This is a genomic window from Streptomyces sp. NPDC006544 (assembly GCF_040611715.1).
Lineage (GTDB): Bacteria > Actinomycetota > Actinomycetes > Streptomycetales > Streptomycetaceae > Streptomyces.
On the sequence record NZ_JBEXOV010000121.1, the window covers coordinates 1 to 19,440 of the forward strand.

Below are 19,440 nucleotides of genomic sequence, written 5' to 3' on the forward strand. Positions count from 1 at the left end.
GGCTGCCGTGACGCGAACGGCCGCGGACCGGCAGCCCGTGACGCGAACGCGTCAGCCGCTCCCCCCCCGTGCGCCCGCCCTTGTGCACACCGGACGGCGGGGCGGCGGGCGGCGTACGGCACAATGGCCCGTGCTTGATGACCTTGCAGATGTGGAGCGGGCGCGATGACGACACGCGTAGGGACCGACACGGACACCGCCACGCCGCGGACGGCCGTCGGCGGGAGCCGGGCGCTGGCCCTGCTGCTGGTGATCACGGGAGCCGCGGGACTGCTCGCCGCCTGGATCATCACGATCGACAAGTTCAAGCTGCTCGAGGACCCGAACTTCACGCCGGGCTGCAGCCTCAACCCGATCGTGTCCTGCGGCAACATCATGAAGAGCGACCAGGCGGCCGTCTTCGGCTTCCCCAACCCGATGCTGGGCCTGGTCACCTACGGCATCGTCGTCTGCGTCGGCGTGAGCCTGCTCGCCGGGGCGCGCTTCCCGCGCTGGTACTGGCTCACCCTGAACGCCGGGACGCTCTTCGGGGTCGGATTCTGCACCTGGCTGATGTACCAGTCGCTGTACGACATCAACTCGCTGTGCCTGTGGTGCTGCCTGGCCTGGGCCGCCACCATCGTCATGTTCTGGTACGTCACCTCGCACAACGTCCGCAACCGGCTGCTGCCGGCCCCCGGCTGGCTGCGCGCCTTCTTCGACGAGTTCACCTGGGTGCTGCCCGTCCTGCACATCGGGATCATCGGCATGCTGATCCTGACCCGCTGGTGGGACTTCTGGACCTCCTGAGCCGGCCGTGCGGACGGGCCGGTCTGTCGGTGGGCTCGCATAGGCTTCCGGTGTGGAACCAGACCTCTTCACCGCCGCCGCCGAGGAACGCCGGGCGAAGGACCCCTCCAGTTCTCCGCTCGCCGTCCGGATGCGCCCGCGCACCCTGGACGAGGTCGTCGGCCAGCAGCACCTGCTGAAGCCCGGCTCGCCCCTGCGCCGGCTCGTCGGGGAGGGAGCGGGCGGCCCGGCCGGGGCGTCCTCGGTGATCCTCTGGGGCCCGCCCGGCATCGGCAAGACGACCCTGGCCTACGTGGTGAGCCAGGCCACCCAGAAGCGCTTCGTGGAGCTGTCCGCGATCACGGCGGGCGTGAAGGAAGTACGGGCCGTCATCGAGGGCGCCAAGCGCGCGGCCGGCGGATACGGCAAGGACACCGTCCTCTTCCTCGACGAGATCCACCGCTTCAGCAAGGCGCAGCAGGACTCGCTGCTGCCGGCCGTGGAGAACCGCTGGGTGACGCTGATCGCCGCGACCACGGAGAACCCGTACTTCTCGATCATCTCCCCGCTGCTCTCGCGGTCCCTGCTGCTGACGCTGGAACCGCTGACGGACGAGGACCTGCGCGCGCTCATGCGGCGGGCCCTGACCGAGGAGCGGGGCCTCGGCGGCGCCGTGACGCTGCCGCAGGACGCGGAGGAGCACCTGCTGCGGATCGCGGGCGGTGACGCGCGGCGCGCGCTGACGGCGCTGGAGGCGGGTGCGGGCTCGGCCATCGCCAAGGGCGAGCCGGAGATCACCCTCCAGACCGTGGAGGAGGCGGTCGACCGGGCCGCGGTCAAGTACGACCGGGACGGCGACCAGCACTACGACGTGGCGAGCGCCCTGATCAAATCCATCCGGGGCTCGGACGTGGACGCGGCGCTGCACTACCTGGCGCGGATGATCGAAGCGGGGGAGGACCCCCGGTTCATCGCCCGCAGGCTGATGATCTCGGCGAGCGAGGACATCGGGCTCGCGGACCCGACGGCCCTGCCCCTCGCGGTGTCCGCGGCGCAGGCGGTGGCGATGATCGGCTTCCCGGAGGCCTCGCTGACCCTGTCGCACGTGACGATCGCCCTGGCCCTGGCCCCGAAGTCGAACACCGCCACGACGGCGATCGGCGCGGCGCTCGCCGACGTCCGCGCGGGCCTGGCCGGCTCCGTGCCGGCGCACCTGCGGGACGGGCACTACAAGGGCGCGGCGAAGCTGGGCCACGCGGTGGGGTACGTGTACCCGCACGACGTGCCCGGAGCGATCGCCGCCCAGCAGTACGCGCCGGACGAGATCCACGGCAAGCGGTACTACGAACCGACGCGCTACGGCGCGGAGGCGCGGTACGCGGACGTGGTGGAAAAGGTCCGCGAAAGGCTGCGCGGCGGCTCCTGACCCGCCCCGCAGACCTAGCCGGTGCCGTGGCCGGAAGAGTCCACCGGGTCGCGGCGCCCGGGGGCCGGGAACAGGGTGCGCATCGCCCGGCGCAGGCCGCAGACGTCGTCCACCGGCTCGGGGAAGTCGAAGCGCGCGTCGAAGACGCTGTTCCCGCGCGTGAAGCGGACGCGCAGGCCGAGGCGGTCCAGCGCGAGGGGGACCGCCGTCAGGCCGGCGGTGTCCCGGGCGCCGAGCAGCCCGCACAGATCGCCCATCCGGTCACCGTGCGAGGAGGCCAGGTGCTGGAGGAGCTCCGTCTCGTGCGCGACCAGCGGGTCCGGTTCGGCCGTGCCCAGCAGCTCCGGATCCACGTGCTCGGCGCCCCACAGGTCGTCGACGGAGATCTCCCCGACCTCCAGGCGCAGCAGCATCCACGCGGGCCGGCCGGCGTACGGGGACCCGAGCGACTCGCACATTCCGAGGAGCTCGCCGACCGGGTGCCGCGCGGCCAGGAGCGCCGCGCAGGCCGCCCGGTCGGCGTCCCCGCGCACCGGAGTGAGCCACCCGGCGAGCCACGCGCGGCCTCGGATACGATGGGGCACGGACACCGGCGCCACATCCGTGATCTCGATCACGGCGGTGAGGTCGTCGTCCTGGGCGTGAGCGGCTGCTCTGGCAGCCGCGGATTCCCCTGATACCAGGAGAATCACGTCCCCGTCCGGGGTGACGGTCCTCGCGGCCGGCATCGCTGTTCCGAACTCCCCCAGGTCAAAAGCACCCGGGAGCGTGAGGGATACTGAGGCGTTGGACTCTACGAGGGTTCGTACGCGTTCGGCTCCGGTGAGCTGCCGAACGCCTTCCCTGGGACGCGGCTGACCTTGCCTACCGTCGTCGAAAGCAGATCCTGTTTCGTTTGGATCTGAACTTCGATGCGCACTGGGCAGGGGGATCCCATGTGGTCGAGACATTACGTCCTCCTCGCTAAGGTAAGCCTCACCTAACTTACATGGAGGTAGGTTCCACGTGAACCAGAAGCGACCCAAGGTCAAGAAGTCGCGTGCCCTCGGCATTGCGCTGACCCCGAAGGCCGTCAAGTACTTCGAGGCCCGCCCCTACCCGCCGGGCGAGCACGGCCGTGGCCGCAAGCAGAACTCGGACTACAAGGTTCGTCTGCTGGAGAAGCAGCGTCTGCGCGCTCAGTACGACATCTCTGAGCGTCAGATGGCCCGCGCGTACGACCGCGCCAAGAAGGCCGAAGGCAAGACGGGCGAGGCGCTGGTCGTCGAGCTCGAGCGTCGCCTCGACGCCCTGGTTCTGCGTTCGGGCATCGCCCGCACCATCTACCAGGCCCGCCAGATGGTCGTTCACGGCCACATCGAGGTCAACGGCGACAAGGTCGACAAGCCGTCGTTCCGCGTCCGTCCGGACGACGTCATCACGGTGCGCGAGCGCAGCCGCGAGAAGGTTCCGTTCCAGGTTGCCCGTGAGGGTGGCTACGCAGGCGAGGGCGAGACCCCCCGTTACCTGCAGGTCAACCTGAAGGCCCTGGCCTTCCGCCTGGACCGCGACCCGAACCGCAAGGAAATCCCGGTCATCTGCGACGAGCAGCTCGTCGTCGAGTACTACGCCCGCTGATCCAGCGGCCGTAGCCCTCACAGGCTGGTCAGCCCGCCGGCTCCCCCTTGGGGGAGCCGGCGGGCTTCCTGCTTTTCGCCCCCGGCCGGACCACCGGCCGGTCGGCCGCGGCGCGCGGCCTCGGCAGCGGCCCCTTCGGCTCGGGGGCCGGATCGGGCCCGCGCAGGGCCCGCTCCACCAGCGCGTCCACCGTCAGGGCCCGCCCGTGCCGGGCGCAGGCCGCATACCGCTCCGCGCCCAGCATCTCGCCCGCCCGCTCCTCGCACATCAGCCGCGGGGCGTTGAAGTACGCCGAGCCGAACAGCTGCATCCCCACCCCGTCCCACACCGGCTCCGCCGCGCCCTGGAGCACGGCGGCCTCCGCCGGATGGCCCTCGGCGAGCGTCACCAGCGCCAGCAGCTCGACCGCCAGCACCAGCCCCACCAGATCGCGGAACGCGTGGTTGATGGACACGCACTCCACCAGCAGCCCCCGCGCCTCGGCCGGGGCTCCCGCGTCCAGGGCCGCGTAGGCCAGCACGTACAGGGCGTACGCCTTCGTCCAGCGCTCCCCGCGCTCCTCGCAGATGTCCCGGACCTCCTCGCACAGCGCGAGCGCCCCCGCCAGCTCCCCCTGGAAGGCCAGCGTCATCGCCAGCTCCACCTGGCACATCAGGACGTTGCTGTTGAGCTCGCCGGCCTCCCGGTAGCGCTCCAGCGCGCCGCCCAGCAGCTCCCGGGCCCGGGGCATGTCGTCCGAGATCAGGGCCAGGCAGCCCATCCGGTGCACCGCGTACGCCGCCGCCACCGGGTTCCCGCTCTGCGCGGCCCCGTCCCGGCACTCGTACAGCGCGCTCATCGAGGCCACCGCATCGCCCTGGAGGGCCGCGACGTACCCGAGCACCCACAGCGCCTTCAGCCGCGAGCCCTCGTACTCCGCTTCCGGTTCGCCCCCCGGCTCCGGCTCGGGCTCGGGCCCGAGCCCCGGGCCCCACGCGTCGGCGAGGCCGAGGGCGAGGCCGGGCCCGAGCCCCAGGTCGAGCCCCAGGCCGAGTTCCTGCCCGGGGCCGCACTCCAGCGTCCGGTCCAGCCAGTGCCGGCCCTCGGCCAGCCGGCCGCAGCCCGCCCAGTAGAACCAGAGGGTGCCCGCCAGGTACTGGCCGAGGTGGATCTCCCCCGGCTCGTCCAGGCAGCACTCCAGCGCGAGCCGCAGGTTGGGCAGCTCCGCCTCCACCAGCGAGGCCACCTCCTGCTGGCGCGGACTGAACCAGTCCAGCTCGCACCAGGTCGCCAGGCCCATGTACCAGTCCCGGTGCCTGCGCCGCAGCCGCCGCGCGTCGCCCAGCGACTCCAGCCAGCCCGCGCCGTAGATCCGTACGGTCTCCAGCATCCGGTAGCGCACCCCGGCGGCCGTCTCCTCCCGGACGAGCAGGGACTGCCCCAGCAGCTCCCCGACCAGGTCCAGCACCGAGTCCGCCGGCAGGTCCGGGCCCGCGCACACGTATTCGGCGGCGTCCAGGTCGAACTGACCCGCGAACACCGACAGCCGCGCCCACAGCAGCCGCTCCGCGGTGGTGCACAGCTCGTGGCTCCAGCCGATCGCCGTACGCAGCGCCCGGTGCCGGGGCAGCGCACCGCGCGAGCCTCCCGTCAGCAGGGCGAAGCGGTCCTCCAGCCGGGACAGCACCTGGGCCGGGGACAGCGTGCGCAGCCGGCCCGCCGCCAGTTCCAGCGCCAGCGGCAGCCCGTCGAGCCGGGCGCACACCTCAGCCAGCACCGGCCGGGTGGCCTCCGTCGGCGCGAACGCCGGGTCCGCCGCCACCGCGCGCTCCGTCAGCAGGGCCAGGGCCTCCTCGGGGCCCAGCGGAGCCAGCGGCCAGGACAGCTCCCCGTCGAGGGTCAGCGGGCGCCGGCCGGCCGCGAGCACCCGCAGGCCGGGACAGCTCCGCAGCAGGTCCCGTACCAGCGCGGCGGTCTCGTCGACCAGCTGCTCGAAGCCGTCCAGGACCAGCAGCAGCCGCCGCTCGGCCAGGTGTTCGGCAAGCACCGTCCGGAGCGGGCGCGTGGTGTGGTCGGTCAGCCCCAGTGCCTCGGCGAGCGCCAGCTCCAGCAGTGCCGGATCCCGTACGGTCGCCAGCTCGGCCAGCCATGCGCCGTCGCGGTAGCGGTCCCGCGCGGGGTCTGCCGGAGCGGCCTGGCCGGCGGATCCGGTCGGGTCCGACGACGCCGGCGCCGCCGCGTCCAGGGCCGCCCGGGCCGCCGCCAGGACCAGCCGGGTCTTTCCGACACCGCCCGCACCGGTCACCGTGACCAGCCGCGAGGACTCCAGGAGCCGCTCGACCTCGGCGAGTTCGCGACCCCGTCCGACGAAACCGCTCAGGTCCGAGGGAAGATTGCCCGGCGTCCTGTGTCCCACGGGTCTGTGTCGCATGGGATACGGAGGGTACTGGTCCGGACGCTTTGCGTACAAGACGGGCCCGGTCCCGGGGGAGGGCACCGGATTTCCGGTACTACGGCGGATCTCCGGCGCGATAGGGTCGGAGGACAACTTTTTCGCCTGGTGATCAACGTAGTAGAGAGCGGTGTGCCGTGTCCGGTGGAGAGGTGGCCGGGATCCTCGTGGCCGTCTTCTGGGCCATCCTGGTCTCCTTCCTGGCCGTGGTGCTGGTGAGGCTGGCCCAGGTGCTCAAGGCGACCACCAAGCTGGTCGCCGACGTGACCGAGCAGGCCGTACCGCTCCTCGCGGACGCCTCCACGACCGTCCGCTCCGCGCGCACCCAGCTGGACCGGGTCGACGCCATCGCGAGCGACGTCCAGGAAGTCACCTCCAACGCCTCCGCGCTGTCCTCGACCGTGGCGTCCACCTTCGGCGGCCCGCTCGTCAAGATCGCGGCCTTCGGCTACGGCGTGCGCAAGGCGCTGGGCAAGGGCGGCGGGGCACCCGGGGACGGGCCCCGAAGGACCTCCCGGCGAACCGTGATCGTCGGCCGCACGGTGCCGTCGCCCCGGCGCCGCAAGCAGAAGGGCTGAGACCTCCGATGTTCCGCCGAGCCTTCTGGTTCACCGCCGGCGCAGCCGCCGGCGTGTGGGCCACCACCAAGGTCAACCGGCAGCTCAAGAAGCTGACCCCGGAGAGCCTCGCCGCCCAGGCCGCCGACAAGGCGCTCGAGGCGGGCCACCGCCTCAAGGACTTCGCCCTCGACGTCAGGGCGGGAATGTCGCAGCGCGAGGACGAGCTGAACGACGCACTGGGACTCCACCAGGATCCCGAGCGGCCCGACAACGTCACGGCCCTTCCCGGACCGCGGCGGCGCATGGCCGTCGAGCCCGGCAGACCAGACCAGAACACCTATCGCTCGAACCACGAGAACCGCTCGAAGGGTTCGTACAACCGGAATGAGGACCACTGATGGAGTCGGCTGAAATCCGCCGCCGCTGGCTGAGCTTCTTCGAGGAGCGCGGTCACACCGTTGTCCCTTCGGCGTCGCTCATCGCGGACGACCCGACTCTGCTGCTGGTGCCCGCGGGCATGGTCCCGTTCAAGCCGTACTTCCTCGGCGAGGTCAAGCCGCCGGCGCCGACGCTCACCAGCGTGCAGAAGTGCGTCCGCACCCCGGACATCGAAGAGGTCGGCAAGACCACCCGCCACGGCACGTTCTTCCAGATGTGCGGCAACTTCTCCTTCGGCGACTACTTCAAGGAAGGCGCCATCAAGTACGCCTGGGAGCTGCTGACCGGCTCCCTGGCCGACGGCGGCTTCGCCCTGGACCCGGAGAAGCTCTGGATCACGGTCTACCTCGACGACGACGAGGCCGAGGCCATCTGGCGCGACAAGATCGGCGTCCCGGCCGAGCGCATCCAGCGCCTGGGCAAGAAGGACAACTTCTGGTCCATGGGTGTTCCGGGTCCGTGCGGCCCTTGCTCCGAGATCAACTACGACCGCGGCCCGGAGTTCGGTGTCGAGGGCGGCCCCGCCGTCAACGACGAGCGCTACGTGGAGATCTGGAACCTGGTCTTCATGCAGTACGAGCGCGGCGCCGGCGACGGGAAGGAAGACTTCCCGATCCTCGGCGACCTGCCGTCGAAGAACATCGACACCGGTCTCGGCCTCGAGCGCCTCGCCATGATCCTGCAGGGCGTGCAGAACATGTACGAGACCGACACCCTGCGCGTGGTCATGGACAAGGCCACCGAGCTGACGGGCGTGCGGTACGGCGCCGAGCAGGGCACGGACGTCTCGCTGCGCGTCGTCGCCGACCACATCCGCACCTCCACCATGCTCATCGGCGACGGGGTGACCCCCGGCAACGAGGGCCGCGGCTACGTGCTGCGCCGCATCATGCGCCGCGCCATCCGCAACATGCGCCTCATGGGCGCCACCGGTCCGGTCGTCCAGGAGCTCGTCGACGTCGTGATCGACACGATGGGTCAGCAGTACCCGGAGCTCGTCACCGACCGCAAGCGCATCGAGACCGTCGCGCTCGCCGAAGAGGCCGCCTTCGTGAAGGCCCTGCGCGGCGGCACGAACATCCTCGACACCGCCATCACCGAGACCAAGGCCACCGGCGGCACGGTCCTGGCCGGCGACAAGGCGTTCCTGCTCCACGACACCTGGGGCTTCCCGATCGACCTCACCCTGGAGATGGCCGCCGAACAGGGCCTCTCCGTGGACCAGGACGGCTTCCGCCGCCTGATGCAGCAGCAGCGGGACCAGGCCAAGGCCGACGCCAAGGCCAAGAAGACCGGCCACGCGGACATGTCCGCCTACCGGGAGATCGCCGACGGCTCCGGCGGCACCGAGTTCACCGGCTACGCCACCACCCAGGGCGAGTCCACCATCGTCGGCCTCCTGGTCAACGGCGTCTCCTCGCCCGCCGCCTCCGAGGGCGACGAGGTCGAGGTCGTCCTGGACCGCACGCCCTTCTACGCCGAGGGCGGCGGCCAGCTCGCCGACCAGGGCCGGATCAAGCTCGACTCCGGCGCCGTCATCGAGATCCGCGACGTGCAGCAGCCGGTCCCGGGCGTGTCCGTGCACAAGGGTTCCGTCCAGGTCGGCGAGGTCACGGTCGGCGCGTCCGCCTACGCCGCCATCGACATCAACCGCCGCCGGGCCATCGCCCGCGCCCACTCGGCCACGCACCTGACGCACCAGGCGCTGCGCGACGCCCTCGGCCCGACCGCCGCCCAGGCCGGTTCCGAGAACTCGCCCGGCCGGTTCCGCTTCGACTTCGGTTCGCCGAACGCCGTGCCCGGCACGGTCCTCACCGACGTCGAGCAGAAGATCAACGACGTGCTCTCCCGCGAGCTCGACGTGACCGCCGAGATCATGAGCATCGACGAGGCGAAGAAGCAGGGCGCCATCGCCGAGTTCGGCGAGAAGTACGGCGAGCGCGTGCGCGTCGTCACCATCGGCGACTTCTCCAAGGAGCTGTGCGGCGGCACCCACGTCGGCAACACCGCCCAGCTGGGTCTGGTGAAGCTGCTCGGCGAGTCCTCCATCGGCTCGGGCGTGCGCCGCGTCGAAGCCCTCGTCGGTGTGGACGCGTACAACTTCCTCGCCAAGGAGCACACGGTCGTCGCCCAGCTCCAGGAGCTGGTCAAGGGCCGGCCGGAGGAGCTCCCGGAGAAGATCGCCTCCATGCTCGGCAAGCTGAAGGACGCCGAGAAGGAGATCGAGAAGTTCCGCGCGGAGAAGGTCCTCCAGGCCGCCGCCGGTCTCGCTTCCGGCGCCCAGGACGTACGGGGCGTCGCGGTCGTCACCGGCCAGGTGCCGGACGGCACCGGCGCCGACGACCTGCGCAAGCTGGTCCTCGACGTCCGCGGCCGGCTCGGTCAGGTGGCGGGGCAGGGCGACCGCCCGGTCGTCGTGGCCCTGTTCACCGTGGCGGCCGGCCGCCCGCTGAGCGTCATCGCCACCAACGAGGCCGCCCGCGAGCGCGGCCTCAAGGCCGGCGACCTGGTCCGTGCCGCCGCCAAGACCCTCGGCGGAGGCGGCGGCGGCAAGCCCGACGTCGCTCAGGGCGGCGGCCAGAACCCGGCCGCCATCGGCGAAGCCATCACGGCCGTCGAACGCCTCGTGGGCGAGACCGCCTGATGACGCTGCGCCGCGGCCGCCGGCTCGCCATCGATGTCGGGGACGCCCGGATCGGGGTCGCCTCGTGCGACCCCGACGGGGTGCTGGCCACACCGGTGGAGACCGTCCCGGGCCGGGACATCCCCTTCGCCCACCGGCGGCTGCGGCAGCTCGTCGCGGAATACGAGCCCATCGAGGTGGTGGTCGGCCTGCCGCGTTCGCTCAGCGGACGCGAGGGGCCGGCCGCGGCCAAGTGCCGCGCCTTCGCCACGGAACTCGCCAAGGGGATCAAACCCGTGACGGTGCGTCTGGTGGACGAGCGGATGACGACGGTCACCGCGGCCCAGGGCCTGCGGGCCGCGGGACGCAACGCGAAGAAGGGCCGGTCGGTCATCGACCAGGCCGCAGCCGTGATCATCCTGCAGAACGCTTTGGAGACCGAACGGGTATCAGGTAATCCTCCTGGCGAGTGCGTCGAAGTGGTTGTCTGATCGCGATGCGGTAACGTTCCGCGCGATGTGACGGCATTCGAACAGCCGTCGCCCACCAGAAGAGGCGGAACCGGGTGTCGCGGCAGATGGCGTCGCGGCCTTCGTCTCGCGGCTCTAGGGGATCGATGACTGAATATGGCCGGGGCCCTGGTCCCGAACCGTGGCATCCCGAGGACCCTCAGTTCGGGGACCGGGGATGGTCCGGGCACGAGGCCCAGCAGGGCCGGACGCCTTACGTCGATGGCCAGCAGCAGTATCCGCAGGAGCCGCAGTACGACCAGCAGCACCCGCAATACCAGCAGCACCCGCAGTACCAGGAGTATGCGCAGGACCAGCACCAGCAGTACCCGCAGCAGTACCCGCAGGACCCGCAGCAGCAGTACGCGCAGCAGGTCCCGCAGGGCTACGCGCAGCAGGAGACGTACGGCGGCGGCCAGGTCTGGGACACCGGGGTGAACCAGGTCCAGGCCCAGGCGCAGCCCTACGTGGAAGCGCATCCCGGTCAGGACTACCCCGGTCAGGGGTACTCCGGGCAGGTCCACTCCGGGCAGGGCCACTCCGGTCAGGGCCACTCCGGTCAGGAACGTGCGGGCGTGGCACAGGCCCCGGAGCCGTACCTCGACGTGGCCGGGGTCGCCGACCCCTACGCGGGCGCGGACCCGTACGCGCAGCAGCCCCTGGGGGGATACCCCGGCGAGGCACCCGACCTGTACGGCACCTCCGAGGCCTTCCCGCCGCCGCGCCCCCCGGGCCGGCGGCACCTGGAGACCGAGGAGCCGGCGGCCGAGGAGGAAGCCGAGGACTCGTTCCTGGGCGGCGGCCACGACGACGGCGACGATGACGACGACGGCCCCGACGGGCGCCGCCCGGGCCGTTCCGGCGGCAAGCCGAAGAAGCGCAGCGGCATGGCCTGCCTCATCGCTGCCGTGGTCATCGTCGGTGTGGTCGGCGGTGGCGGCTACTACGGCTACACCTACCTGAAGGCCAAGTTCGGCGCGGCCGAGGACTTCGCGGGATCCGGAACCGACGAGGCCGTCGACGTGGAGATCCCCAAGGGCGCGGGCCTGGGCCAGATGGGCCGCATCCTCAAGGAGGCGGGCGTGGTCGCGAGCGCCCAGGCCTTCGTGGACGCGGCCAACACCAACCCCAAGGGCAAGTCGATCCAGCCCGGCGTCTATCCCCTCAAGAAGAAGATGTCGGCCGCCTCGGTGGTCGAGGTCATGACCGACCCGTCCAAGCTCCACGTGCTCACCATCGCCGAGGGCATGCGCAACAGCACGGTCTACGAGGCGATCGACCGCAAGCTCGGCAAACCGGCGGGCACCACCAAGGACACCGCCCTGCGCGAGGCCAAGAACCTCGGCCTGCCGGCGTGGGCGAACAACGATCCGAAGATCATGGACCCGCTCGAGGGCTTCCTGTACCCGATGCGCTACGACCTGACCAAGGACAGCACCCCCGAGTCCCTGCTCAAGCAGATGGTCAAGAACGCCACCGACAAGTACACGGAGCTGGGGGTCGAGGGCAAGGCCAAGGAGCTGGGCCTGGAGAACCCGCTCCAGGTGATCACGGTCGCCAGCCTCGTCAACGCCGAGGGCAAGAACCACGACGACTTCCGGAAGATGGCGGAGGTGGTCTACAACCGCCTCAAGAAGACCAACGACGTCACGAACCGGAAGATCGAGTTCGACTCGACGTACAACTACGTCAAGAACCAGAGCGAGATCAACTTCAACCTCAAGGAAGCCAAGGCCTTCGTCAACCCCTACAACACGCACAACGTCGCGGGACTGCCCCCCGGTCCGATCAACAACCCCGGCCTGGACGCCCTCACCGCTACGCTCAACCCGGACCACGGCGGCTGGATGTTCTTCGTGTCGGTCGACGGCGACAAGACGACCTTCACCAAGACATACGACGAGCACCTGAAGCTCGTCGCCGAGTTCCAGGAACGGCAGAAGCAGAAGAACGGCGGGTAGCAGGACATGTCACGGATACGGGCCGCGGTGCTGGGTTCGCCCATCGAGCACTCCCTCTCACCGGTGCTGCACCGCGCCGCGTACCAGGAGCTCGGCCTCGACGACTGGTCGTACGACCGCTTCGAGATCGACGAGGCCGCGCTCCCCGGCTTCCTCGCCGGCCTCGGCCCCGAGTGGGCCGGGCTGTCGCTGACCATGCCGCTGAAACGGGCGGTCATCCCGCTGCTCGACGGCATCAGCGACACGGCCGCCTCCGTCGAGGCGGTCAACACGGTCGTCCTCACCGAGGACGGCCGGCGGATCGGGGACAACACCGACATCCCGGGACTGCTCTCCGCCCTGGACGAGCGGGGCGTGCGGAAGGTGGAGTCCGCCGCCGTCCTCGGCGCGGGCGCCACCGCCTCCTCGGCGCTCGCCGCGCTCGCACGGATCTGTTCCGGCGAGGTGACCGCGTACGTACGTTCCGCCGCGCGGGCCGCCGAGATGCGCGAGTGGGGCGAGCGGCTCGGCGTCGACGTCCGCACGGCCGACTGGTCGCGGGCGGCCGAGGCACTGGCCGCGCCGCTGGTCATCGCGACCACCCCGGCCGGTGCCACGGACGAGCTGGCCGCCGCCGTGCCCGCCGGGCCCGGCACGCTCTTCGACGTCCTCTACGACCCGTGGCCGACCGCCCTCGCGGCCGCCTGGACCGGGCGCGGCGGCAAGCTCCTCGGCGGCCTCGACCTCCTGGTCCATCAGGCGGTCCTCCAGGTCGAGCAGATGACCGGCCGTCCCGCCGCGCCCCTGGCGGCCATGCGGGCCGCCGGTGAAGCGGCCCTGCTCGCCCGGCACTGAGCGGGCTCCCGGGCACAGCACCAGATCGAGTTCTCACCGTGCCGACGGGTGCGCCGCCGTCCGACAGCTGGACCGGAGGGCGGCGCAGCGCCCCGGACATGGGAGGATCGGGTGAAGGCGGGTCCGGGCCGCGCAGCCCGATCGCGCCGTCGCTGGATCAGGCGCGAGCATGAGGAGCATCGTTGAGCAGGTTGCGTTGGCTGACCGCCGGGGAATCGCACGGCCCGGCGCTGGTGGCGACGCTGGAGGGGCTTCCCGCCGGCGTTCCGGTCACCACGGCGCTGGTGGCCGACCACCTGGCCCGCCGCCGGCTCGGCTACGGCCGGGGCGCCCGGATGAAGTTCGAGCAGGACCAGGTGACCTTCCTCGGCGGTGTCCGCCACGGTCTGTCCCTCGGTTCCCCGGTGGCCGTGATGGTGGGCAACACCGAGTGGCCGAAGTGGGAGAAGGTCATGTCGGCCGACCCCGTGGACCCCTCGGAGCTGAAGGAGACCGGCCGCAACGCGCCGCTCACCCGGCCCCGTCCCGGCCACGCGGACCTCGCCGGCATGCAGAAGTACGGCTTCGACGAGGCCCGGCCGATCCTGGAGCGCGCCAGCGCCCGTGAGACCGCCGCCCGTGTGGCCCTCGGCGCCGTCGCCCGGTCCTTCCTCAAGGAGGCCGCCGGCATCGAGATCGTCTCCCACGTCGTGGAACTGGCCGCCGCCAAGGCCCCGTACGGCGTCTACCCGACCCCCGCCGACGTCGAGAAGCTCGACGCCGACCCGGTGCGCTGCCTCGACGCCGACGCGTCGAAGGCGATGGTCGCGGAGATCGACCAGGCCCGCAAGGACGGCGACACCCTGGGCGGCGTCGTCGAGGTCCTCGCCTACGGCGTTCCCGTCGGCCTCGGCTCGCACGTGCACTGGGACCGCCGCCTCGACGCGCGCCTCGCGGCCGCGCTCATGGGCATCCAGGCCATCAAGGGCGTGGAGGTCGGCGACGGCTTCGACCTGGCCCGCGTGCCGGGCTCGCAGGCGCACGACGAGATCGTCTCCACCCCCGAGGGCATCAAGCGCACCTCCGGCCGCTCCGGCGGCACGGAGGGCGGTCTGACCACCGGTGAGCTGCTGCGCGTACGGGCCGCCATGAAGCCCATCGCGACCGTGCCGAAGGCCCTCGCGACCGTGGACGTGGCGACCGGGGAGGCGACGGTGGCCCATCACCAGCGCTCCGACGTCTGTGCGGTGCCCGCCGCGGGCATCGTCGCCGAGGCCATGGTCGCCCTGGTGCTGGCCGACGCCCTCGTGGAGAAGTTCGGCGGCGACTCCGTCCCCGAGACCCGCCGCAACGTCCGCTCGTACCTCGACAACCTGCAGATCCGGTGACCGCCGCCCCGTACACCGGCCCCCTGGTCGTCCTCGTCGGTCCCATGGGGTCCGGCAAGTCCACCGTGGGCGAGCTGATCGCGCAGCGGCTCGGCGTCTCCTACCGGGACACCGACGCCGACATCGTCGCGGCCCAGGGCCGGGCGATCTCCGACATCTTCGTGGACGACGGCGAACCGTACTTCCGTGCCCTGGAGCGGGAGGCCGTCGCGGCCGCCGTCGCCGGACACGACGGGGTGCTCGCCCTCGGCGGCGGCGCCGTCCTCGACGAGGGGACGCGCGAGCTGCTGGCCGGGCTGCCCGTCGCCTACCTCTCGATGGACGTCGAGGAAGCCGTCCGGCGCGTGGGCCTCGGCGCCGCGCGCCCGCTGCTCGCCGTCAACCCGCGCCGCCAGTGGCGCGAACTGATGGACGCCCGGCGTCCCCTGTACACCGAAGTCGCGCGCGTCGTGGTGGCCACCGACGACCGCACCCCCGAAGAGGTCGCACAAGCGGTCCTCGACGCTCTGGAGTTGAAGAACGCATGACAGACCAGGTGACGCGGATCCAGGTCGGCGCGAGTGCCGGGCACGACGCGTACGACGTGCTGGTCGGCCGGCAGCTGCTCGGCGAGCTCGGCTCCCTGATCGGCACCAAGGCCCAGCGGGTCGCCGTCATCCACCCCGAGGCGCTCGCCTCGACCGGTGAGGCGCTGCGCGACGACCTCGCCGCCCAGGGCTACGAGGCCGTCGCCATCCAGGTGCCGAACGCCGAAGAGGCCAAGACGATCGAGGTGGCGGCGTACTGCTGGAAGGCCCTGGGGCAGTCCGGCTTCACCCGCACCGATGTCGTCGTCGGCGTCGGCGGGGGAGCCACCACCGACCTCGCGGGCTTCGTCGCGGCCTCCTGGCTGCGCGGCGTGCGCTGGATCGCCGTGCCGACCACCATCCTCGCGATGGTGGACGCGGCCGTCGGCGGCAAGACCGGCATCAACACCGCCGAGGGCAAGAACCTCGTCGGCGCCTTCCACCCGCCCGCCGGCGTGCTCTGCGACCTGGCGGCGCTGGAGTCGCTGCCCGTCAACGATTACGTCAGCGGCCTCGCCGAGATCATCAAGGCGGGATTCATCTCCGACCCGGTGATCCTCGACCTGATCGAGGCGGACCCGGCGGCGGCCCGCACCCCCGCCGGCCCGCACACCGCCGAGCTGATCTGCCGCTCCATCCAGGTCAAGGCGGACGTGGTCTCCGGCGACCTCAAGGAGTCGGGGCTGCGGGAGATCCTGAACTACGGGCACACCCTCGCGCACGCCATCGAGAAGAACGAGCGCTACAAGTGGCGCCACGGAGCGGCCGTCTCGGTGGGCCTGGTCTTCGCGGCCGAGCTCGGCCGGCTGGCGGGCCGCCTCGACGACGCGACGGCGGACCGGCACAAGGAGGTGCTCGCCTCGGTGGGCCTTCCGCTGACCTATCGTGGCGACCAGTGGCCCAAGCTGCTGGAGACCATGAAGCTCGACAAGAAGTCCCGCGGCGACCTGCTGCGCTTCGTCGTCCTGGACGGACTGGCCAAGCCGACCGTCCTGGAGGGCCCGGACCCGGCCGTCCTCGTGGCGGCGTTCGGTGAAGTAACGGCCTGAGCCGGGCCTCCGCGTGACCGCGTGACCCGACGGACCTCCGGGGTCATATAACGTTCTCGCATCAGTCGTGGCGGAACGGGACGGGGTTGGCAGGGATGCAGCACGCAGTGGGGGGCGGCAGCTGGGAGCCGTCGGGGAGTCATCACCCGGCGGCGCCCCCGCAGCCGCCGATACCCCCGGCGCAGGGCTGGCCGGTGTCGCCCCTACAGGCGTCGGCTCCGGTACCCGCCCCGGAGGCCGCCGCGGGAGCTCCCGGGGTGCCGGACGGGTCCACCGGGCACATCCCGCTGCCGCCTGCCGTCGCGGGCACGGGCGGGGCCACCCTCGCGGTGCTGCTCATCGGGCCCGCGGGGGCGGGCAAGACCACCGTGGCCCGCCACTGGGCGGCCACCCGCCCCGTCCCCACCGCACACGTCAGCCTGGACGACGTACGGGAATGGGTGTGCTCCGGATTCGCCGACCCGCAGGCCGGCTGGAACGACCACTCAGAGGCCCAGTACCGCCTCGCCCGCCGCACCTGCGGCTTCGCGGCCCGCAACTTCCTGGCCAACGGGATCTCCTGCATCCTCGACGACGCCGTGTTCCCCGACCGCCCGGTCGTCGGCCTCGGCGGCTGGAAGCGCCACGTGGGGCCCGCGCTGCTGCCGGTCGTGCTGCTGCCCGGCCTGGAGATCGTCCTGGAGCGCAACGCCGCCCGCTCCGGCAACCGGCGGCTCTCCGACGAGGAAGTCGCCCGGATCCACGGCCGCATGGCGGGCTGGTACGGCTCGGGACTGCCCATCATCGACAACTCCCACCTGGACATCGAGGGCACCGCCCGCGCCCTGGACGAGACCCTGGCGCGCGTCATCTCCGCTCCGGCCCAATGAGCCGGCGCCCGGCCCGCTGAGCCGGGACCCGGGCCGCCCCGTTCCCCGGCCGCACGCCGCCACCCGACCCCGCCCCGCCCGCGACCTCGTACGGCTGCTCTCACCGGGCCGGATGCGCGGAGCGCTCGTAGGCTCGGAACATGTCAGACGTGTACGCGGCCCGCCGAGGCCTGCTTCGCGACCGCTGTGCGGCCGCCGGGAACGCCGCCGCACTCATCACGCGTCCGGCGAACGTGCGCTACCTCTCCGGGGCGTCGCCGCTGGGCGCCGTCCTGCTGGTCGGTCCGGGCGGCGAGGACATGCTGTTCTGCGCCGGTCAGCCCTCCGGGGAGGCCGACGAAGGACGGCTCGACGAGCACCTTCGGCTCTCCGTACTGGACGTCCCCGGCGCGGACCCCGCCGTCGCGGCCGCCGACCTGGCCGCCTCCGCACGCGCCGATTCCCTCGCCGTCGAGGAACACCACCTCACCGTCGGCCGGCACCGCGCACTGAGCTCCGTGGCGCCCGGACTGCGCCTGGCCGACCTCGGGTCCGCCGTCGAACAGCAGCGCCTCGTCAAGGACGAGGAGGAGATCGCCTGCCTGCGGATCGCCGCCGAGATCGCCGACCAGGCCCTCGGCGAGCTGCTCGAATCGATCCTGGTGGGCCGCACCGAGCGGCACCTCGCCCTGGAGCTGGAGCGCCGCCTCGTGGACCACGGGGCCGACGGCCCGGCCTTCCCGACCTCGGTGGGCACCGGTCCGCACTCCGGCCGCTCCCGGCACCGGCCCTCCGACCGCAGGGTGGAGGAGGGCGACTTCCTCTCGGTGTGCCTGGGCGCCAACTACCGGGGCTACCGGTGCGAGATCGGCCGCACGTTCGTCATCGGCACCACCCCCGCCGACTGGCAGATCGCGCTGTACGACGTGGTCTTCGCCGCCCAGCGGGCCGGCCGCGAGGCCCTGCTGCCGGGGGCCGCGTACCGCGACGTGGATCACGCGGCCCGTTCCGTGCTCGACTCGGCAGGTCACGGCGAGGCCCTCGCCGCGTCGACCGGACACGGAGTCGGCCTCGAAATCGACGAGGACCCGCAGCTTGCACCTACGGCCATGGGTAAACTGGACGCTTGCGTGCCGGTCACCGTCGAACCGGGGGTTCACCTCCCGGGCCGGGGAGGTGTCCGGATCGATGACACGCTCGTCGTACGCCCCGAGGCGGACGGCGGTCCCGAGCTACTCACCATTACGACCAAGGAACTGCTCGCGCTCTAGTCCGCCCCGGCGGCCCGTGCGCGCACCCGTGGTCTTCCAGTGCAGGAGATTCCCAAACCGTGGCTTCCACGAACGACCTCAAGAACGGCATGGTGCTGAAGCTCGACGGGGGCCAGCTCTGGTCCGTCGTCGAGTTCCAGCACGTCAAGCCCGGCAAGGGCCCGGCCTTCGTGCGCACCAAGCTGAAGAGCGTCATGTCCGGCAAGGTCGTCGACAAGACGTTCAACGCCGGCACCAAGGTCGAGACGGCCACCATCGACCGCCGCGACATGCAGTTCTCCTACATGGACGGCGAGTACTTCGTCTTCATGGACATGGAGACCTACGACCAGCTGATGGTCGACAAGAAGGCCGTCGGCGACGCCGCCAACTTCCTGATCGAGGGCTTCACCGCCTCCGTGGCCCGCCACGAGGGCGAGGTGCTCTACGTCGAGCTCCCGGCCGCCGTCGAGCTGGTCATCCAGCACACCGACCCCGGCGTCCAGGGCGACCGCTCCACCGGCGGCACCAAGCCGGCGACGCTGGAGACCGGTCACGAGATCCAGGTCCCGCTCTTCGTCAACACCGGCGAGAAGGTCAAGGTCGACACCCGCACCAGCGACTACCTCGGCCGGGTGAACAGCTAACCGTGGCTGCCCGGAGCAACGCGCGCAAGCGCGCTTTCCAGATCCTCTTCGAGGCCGACCAGCGCGGGGTACCCGTGCGCGAGGTCCTCGCGGACTGGGTCCGCCACTCGCGCTCGGACACCGACCGCCAGCCCGCGGTGAACGAGTTCACCATGGAGCTCGTCGAGGGGTACGCCGACAAGGTGGACCGCATCGACGATCTCATCGCCACCTACGCGGTGGACTGGGACCTCGACCGCATGCCGGTCGTGGACCGCAACATCGTGCGTCTCGGTGCCTACGAGCTGATCTGGGTGGACGGTACCCCGGACGCCGTGGCCATCGACGAGGCCGTCCAGCTGGCCAAGGAGTTCTCCACGGACGAGTCGCCCTCGTTCGTCAACGGGCTGCTCGGCCGCTTCAAGGACCTCAAGCCGAAGCTGCGTCGCAGCGAGAGCTGAACCGGCCGGACGGGAACGAACGGAGGGCCCGCAGCGCTCGAGGCGCTGCGGGCCCACCGTCGTGCGTGCCGGGGGCGCCCCCCCTGCGGGCGCCCCGCCGGGCCGG

18 protein-coding genes are annotated in these 19,440 nt (G+C 71.7%); 16 read left to right on the forward strand and 2 right to left on the reverse strand.

Annotated elements, in window-relative coordinates:
- Positions 1–165 precede the first annotated feature (165 nt).
- Both ABZY44_RS33520 and ABZY44_RS33525 read left to right on the forward strand, forming a co-directional pair.
- Positions 166–789: a vitamin K epoxide reductase family protein gene (locus ABZY44_RS33520; protein WP_356660551.1), complete on the forward strand. Its 624-nt coding sequence runs from the start codon at positions 166–168 to the stop codon at positions 787–789.
- Positions 790–841: 52 nt separating this feature from the next.
- Entirely contained in the window at positions 842–2,194 is a 1,353-nt protein-coding gene (locus tag ABZY44_RS33525) for a replication-associated recombination protein A (protein WP_356660553.1), read from the forward strand.
- 14 nt (positions 2,195–2,208) lie between these two features.
- Here the strand turns inward: ABZY44_RS33525 and ABZY44_RS33530 are convergent, their stop codons facing one another.
- Complete coding sequence (locus ABZY44_RS33530) at positions 2,209–2,922, reverse strand: DUF2470 domain-containing protein (RefSeq protein ID WP_356660555.1); 714 nt, start codon at positions 2,920–2,922, stop codon at positions 2,209–2,211.
- A 277-nt stretch (positions 2,923–3,199) separates the two neighbouring features.
- Here ABZY44_RS33530 and rpsD point away from each other — a divergent pair, with 277 nt between their 5' ends.
- On the forward strand, positions 3,200–3,811 hold the full coding sequence (gene rpsD / locus ABZY44_RS33535; RefSeq protein WP_008740451.1) for a 30S ribosomal protein S4: 612 nt from the start codon (positions 3,200–3,202) through the stop codon (positions 3,809–3,811).
- 28 nt (positions 3,812–3,839) lie between these two features.
- Here the strand turns inward: rpsD and ABZY44_RS33540 are convergent, their stop codons facing one another.
- Positions 3,840–6,221, reverse strand: coding sequence for an AAA family ATPase (locus ABZY44_RS33540; RefSeq protein WP_356660557.1), 2,382 nt, complete (start codon positions 6,219–6,221; stop codon positions 3,840–3,842).
- A 158-nt stretch (positions 6,222–6,379) separates the two neighbouring features.
- On the opposite strand from ABZY44_RS33540, the gene ABZY44_RS33545 reads away from it, so the two are divergent.
- The 13 genes from ABZY44_RS33545 (at position 6,380) to nusB (ending at position 19,334) form a co-directional block, all read left to right on the forward strand.
- Entirely contained in the window at positions 6,380–6,820 is a 441-nt protein-coding gene (locus ABZY44_RS33545; RefSeq protein ID WP_356660559.1) for a DUF948 domain-containing protein, read from the forward strand.
- An 8-nt stretch (positions 6,821–6,828) separates the two neighbouring features.
- Complete coding sequence (locus tag ABZY44_RS33550) at positions 6,829–7,200, forward strand: DUF6167 family protein (RefSeq protein ID WP_356660561.1); 372 nt, start codon at positions 6,829–6,831, stop codon at positions 7,198–7,200.
- Complete coding sequence (alaS, locus tag ABZY44_RS33555; protein ID WP_356660563.1) at positions 7,200–9,884, forward strand: alanine--tRNA ligase; 2,685 nt, start codon at positions 7,200–7,202, stop codon at positions 9,882–9,884. Before ABZY44_RS33550 ends, alaS begins: the two co-directional genes overlap by 1 nt.
- Positions 9,884–10,354 (forward strand): Holliday junction resolvase RuvX, encoded by a 471-nt coding sequence (ruvX, locus tag ABZY44_RS33560; RefSeq protein ID WP_356660565.1) that lies wholly within the window; start codon positions 9,884–9,886, stop codon positions 10,352–10,354. The genes alaS and ruvX overlap by 1 nt, the downstream gene beginning before the upstream one ends.
- Positions 10,355–10,479: 125 nt before the next feature.
- On the forward strand, positions 10,480–12,333 hold the full coding sequence (gene mltG, locus ABZY44_RS33565; RefSeq protein WP_356660567.1) for an endolytic transglycosylase MltG: 1,854 nt from the start codon (positions 10,480–10,482) through the stop codon (positions 12,331–12,333).
- Between the two features lie 6 nt (positions 12,334–12,339).
- On the forward strand, positions 12,340–13,167 hold the full coding sequence (locus tag ABZY44_RS33570) for a shikimate dehydrogenase (protein ID WP_356660569.1): 828 nt from the start codon (positions 12,340–12,342) through the stop codon (positions 13,165–13,167).
- A gap of 182 nt (positions 13,168–13,349) precedes the next feature.
- On the forward strand, positions 13,350–14,534 hold the full coding sequence (gene aroC, locus ABZY44_RS33575) for a chorismate synthase (protein ID WP_356660571.1): 1,185 nt from the start codon (positions 13,350–13,352) through the stop codon (positions 14,532–14,534).
- A 44-nt stretch (positions 14,535–14,578) separates the two neighbouring features.
- Positions 14,579–15,061 (forward strand): shikimate kinase, encoded by a 483-nt coding sequence (locus ABZY44_RS33580; protein ID WP_356660580.1) that lies wholly within the window; start codon positions 14,579–14,581, stop codon positions 15,059–15,061.
- Positions 15,058–16,149, forward strand: coding sequence for a 3-dehydroquinate synthase (gene aroB / locus ABZY44_RS33585; RefSeq protein WP_356660573.1), 1,092 nt, complete (start codon positions 15,058–15,060; stop codon positions 16,147–16,149). Before ABZY44_RS33580 ends, aroB begins: the two co-directional genes overlap by 4 nt.
- Before the next feature lie 95 nt (positions 16,150–16,244).
- Complete coding sequence (locus ABZY44_RS33590) at positions 16,245–17,018, forward strand: AAA family ATPase (protein WP_356660575.1); 774 nt, start codon at positions 16,245–16,247, stop codon at positions 17,016–17,018.
- A gap of 140 nt (positions 17,019–17,158) precedes the next feature.
- Positions 17,159–18,268 (forward strand): aminopeptidase P family protein, encoded by a 1,110-nt coding sequence (locus ABZY44_RS33595; protein WP_356660576.1) that lies wholly within the window; start codon positions 17,159–17,161, stop codon positions 18,266–18,268.
- Between the two features lie 59 nt (positions 18,269–18,327).
- On the forward strand, positions 18,328–18,894 hold the full coding sequence (efp, locus tag ABZY44_RS33600) for an elongation factor P (protein WP_356660578.1): 567 nt from the start codon (positions 18,328–18,330) through the stop codon (positions 18,892–18,894).
- Positions 18,895–18,896: 2 nt separating this feature from the next.
- Positions 18,897–19,334, forward strand: coding sequence for a transcription antitermination factor NusB (gene nusB / locus ABZY44_RS33605; protein ID WP_267758722.1), 438 nt, complete (start codon positions 18,897–18,899; stop codon positions 19,332–19,334).
- The last annotated feature ends 106 nt before the right edge of the window (positions 19,335–19,440 follow it).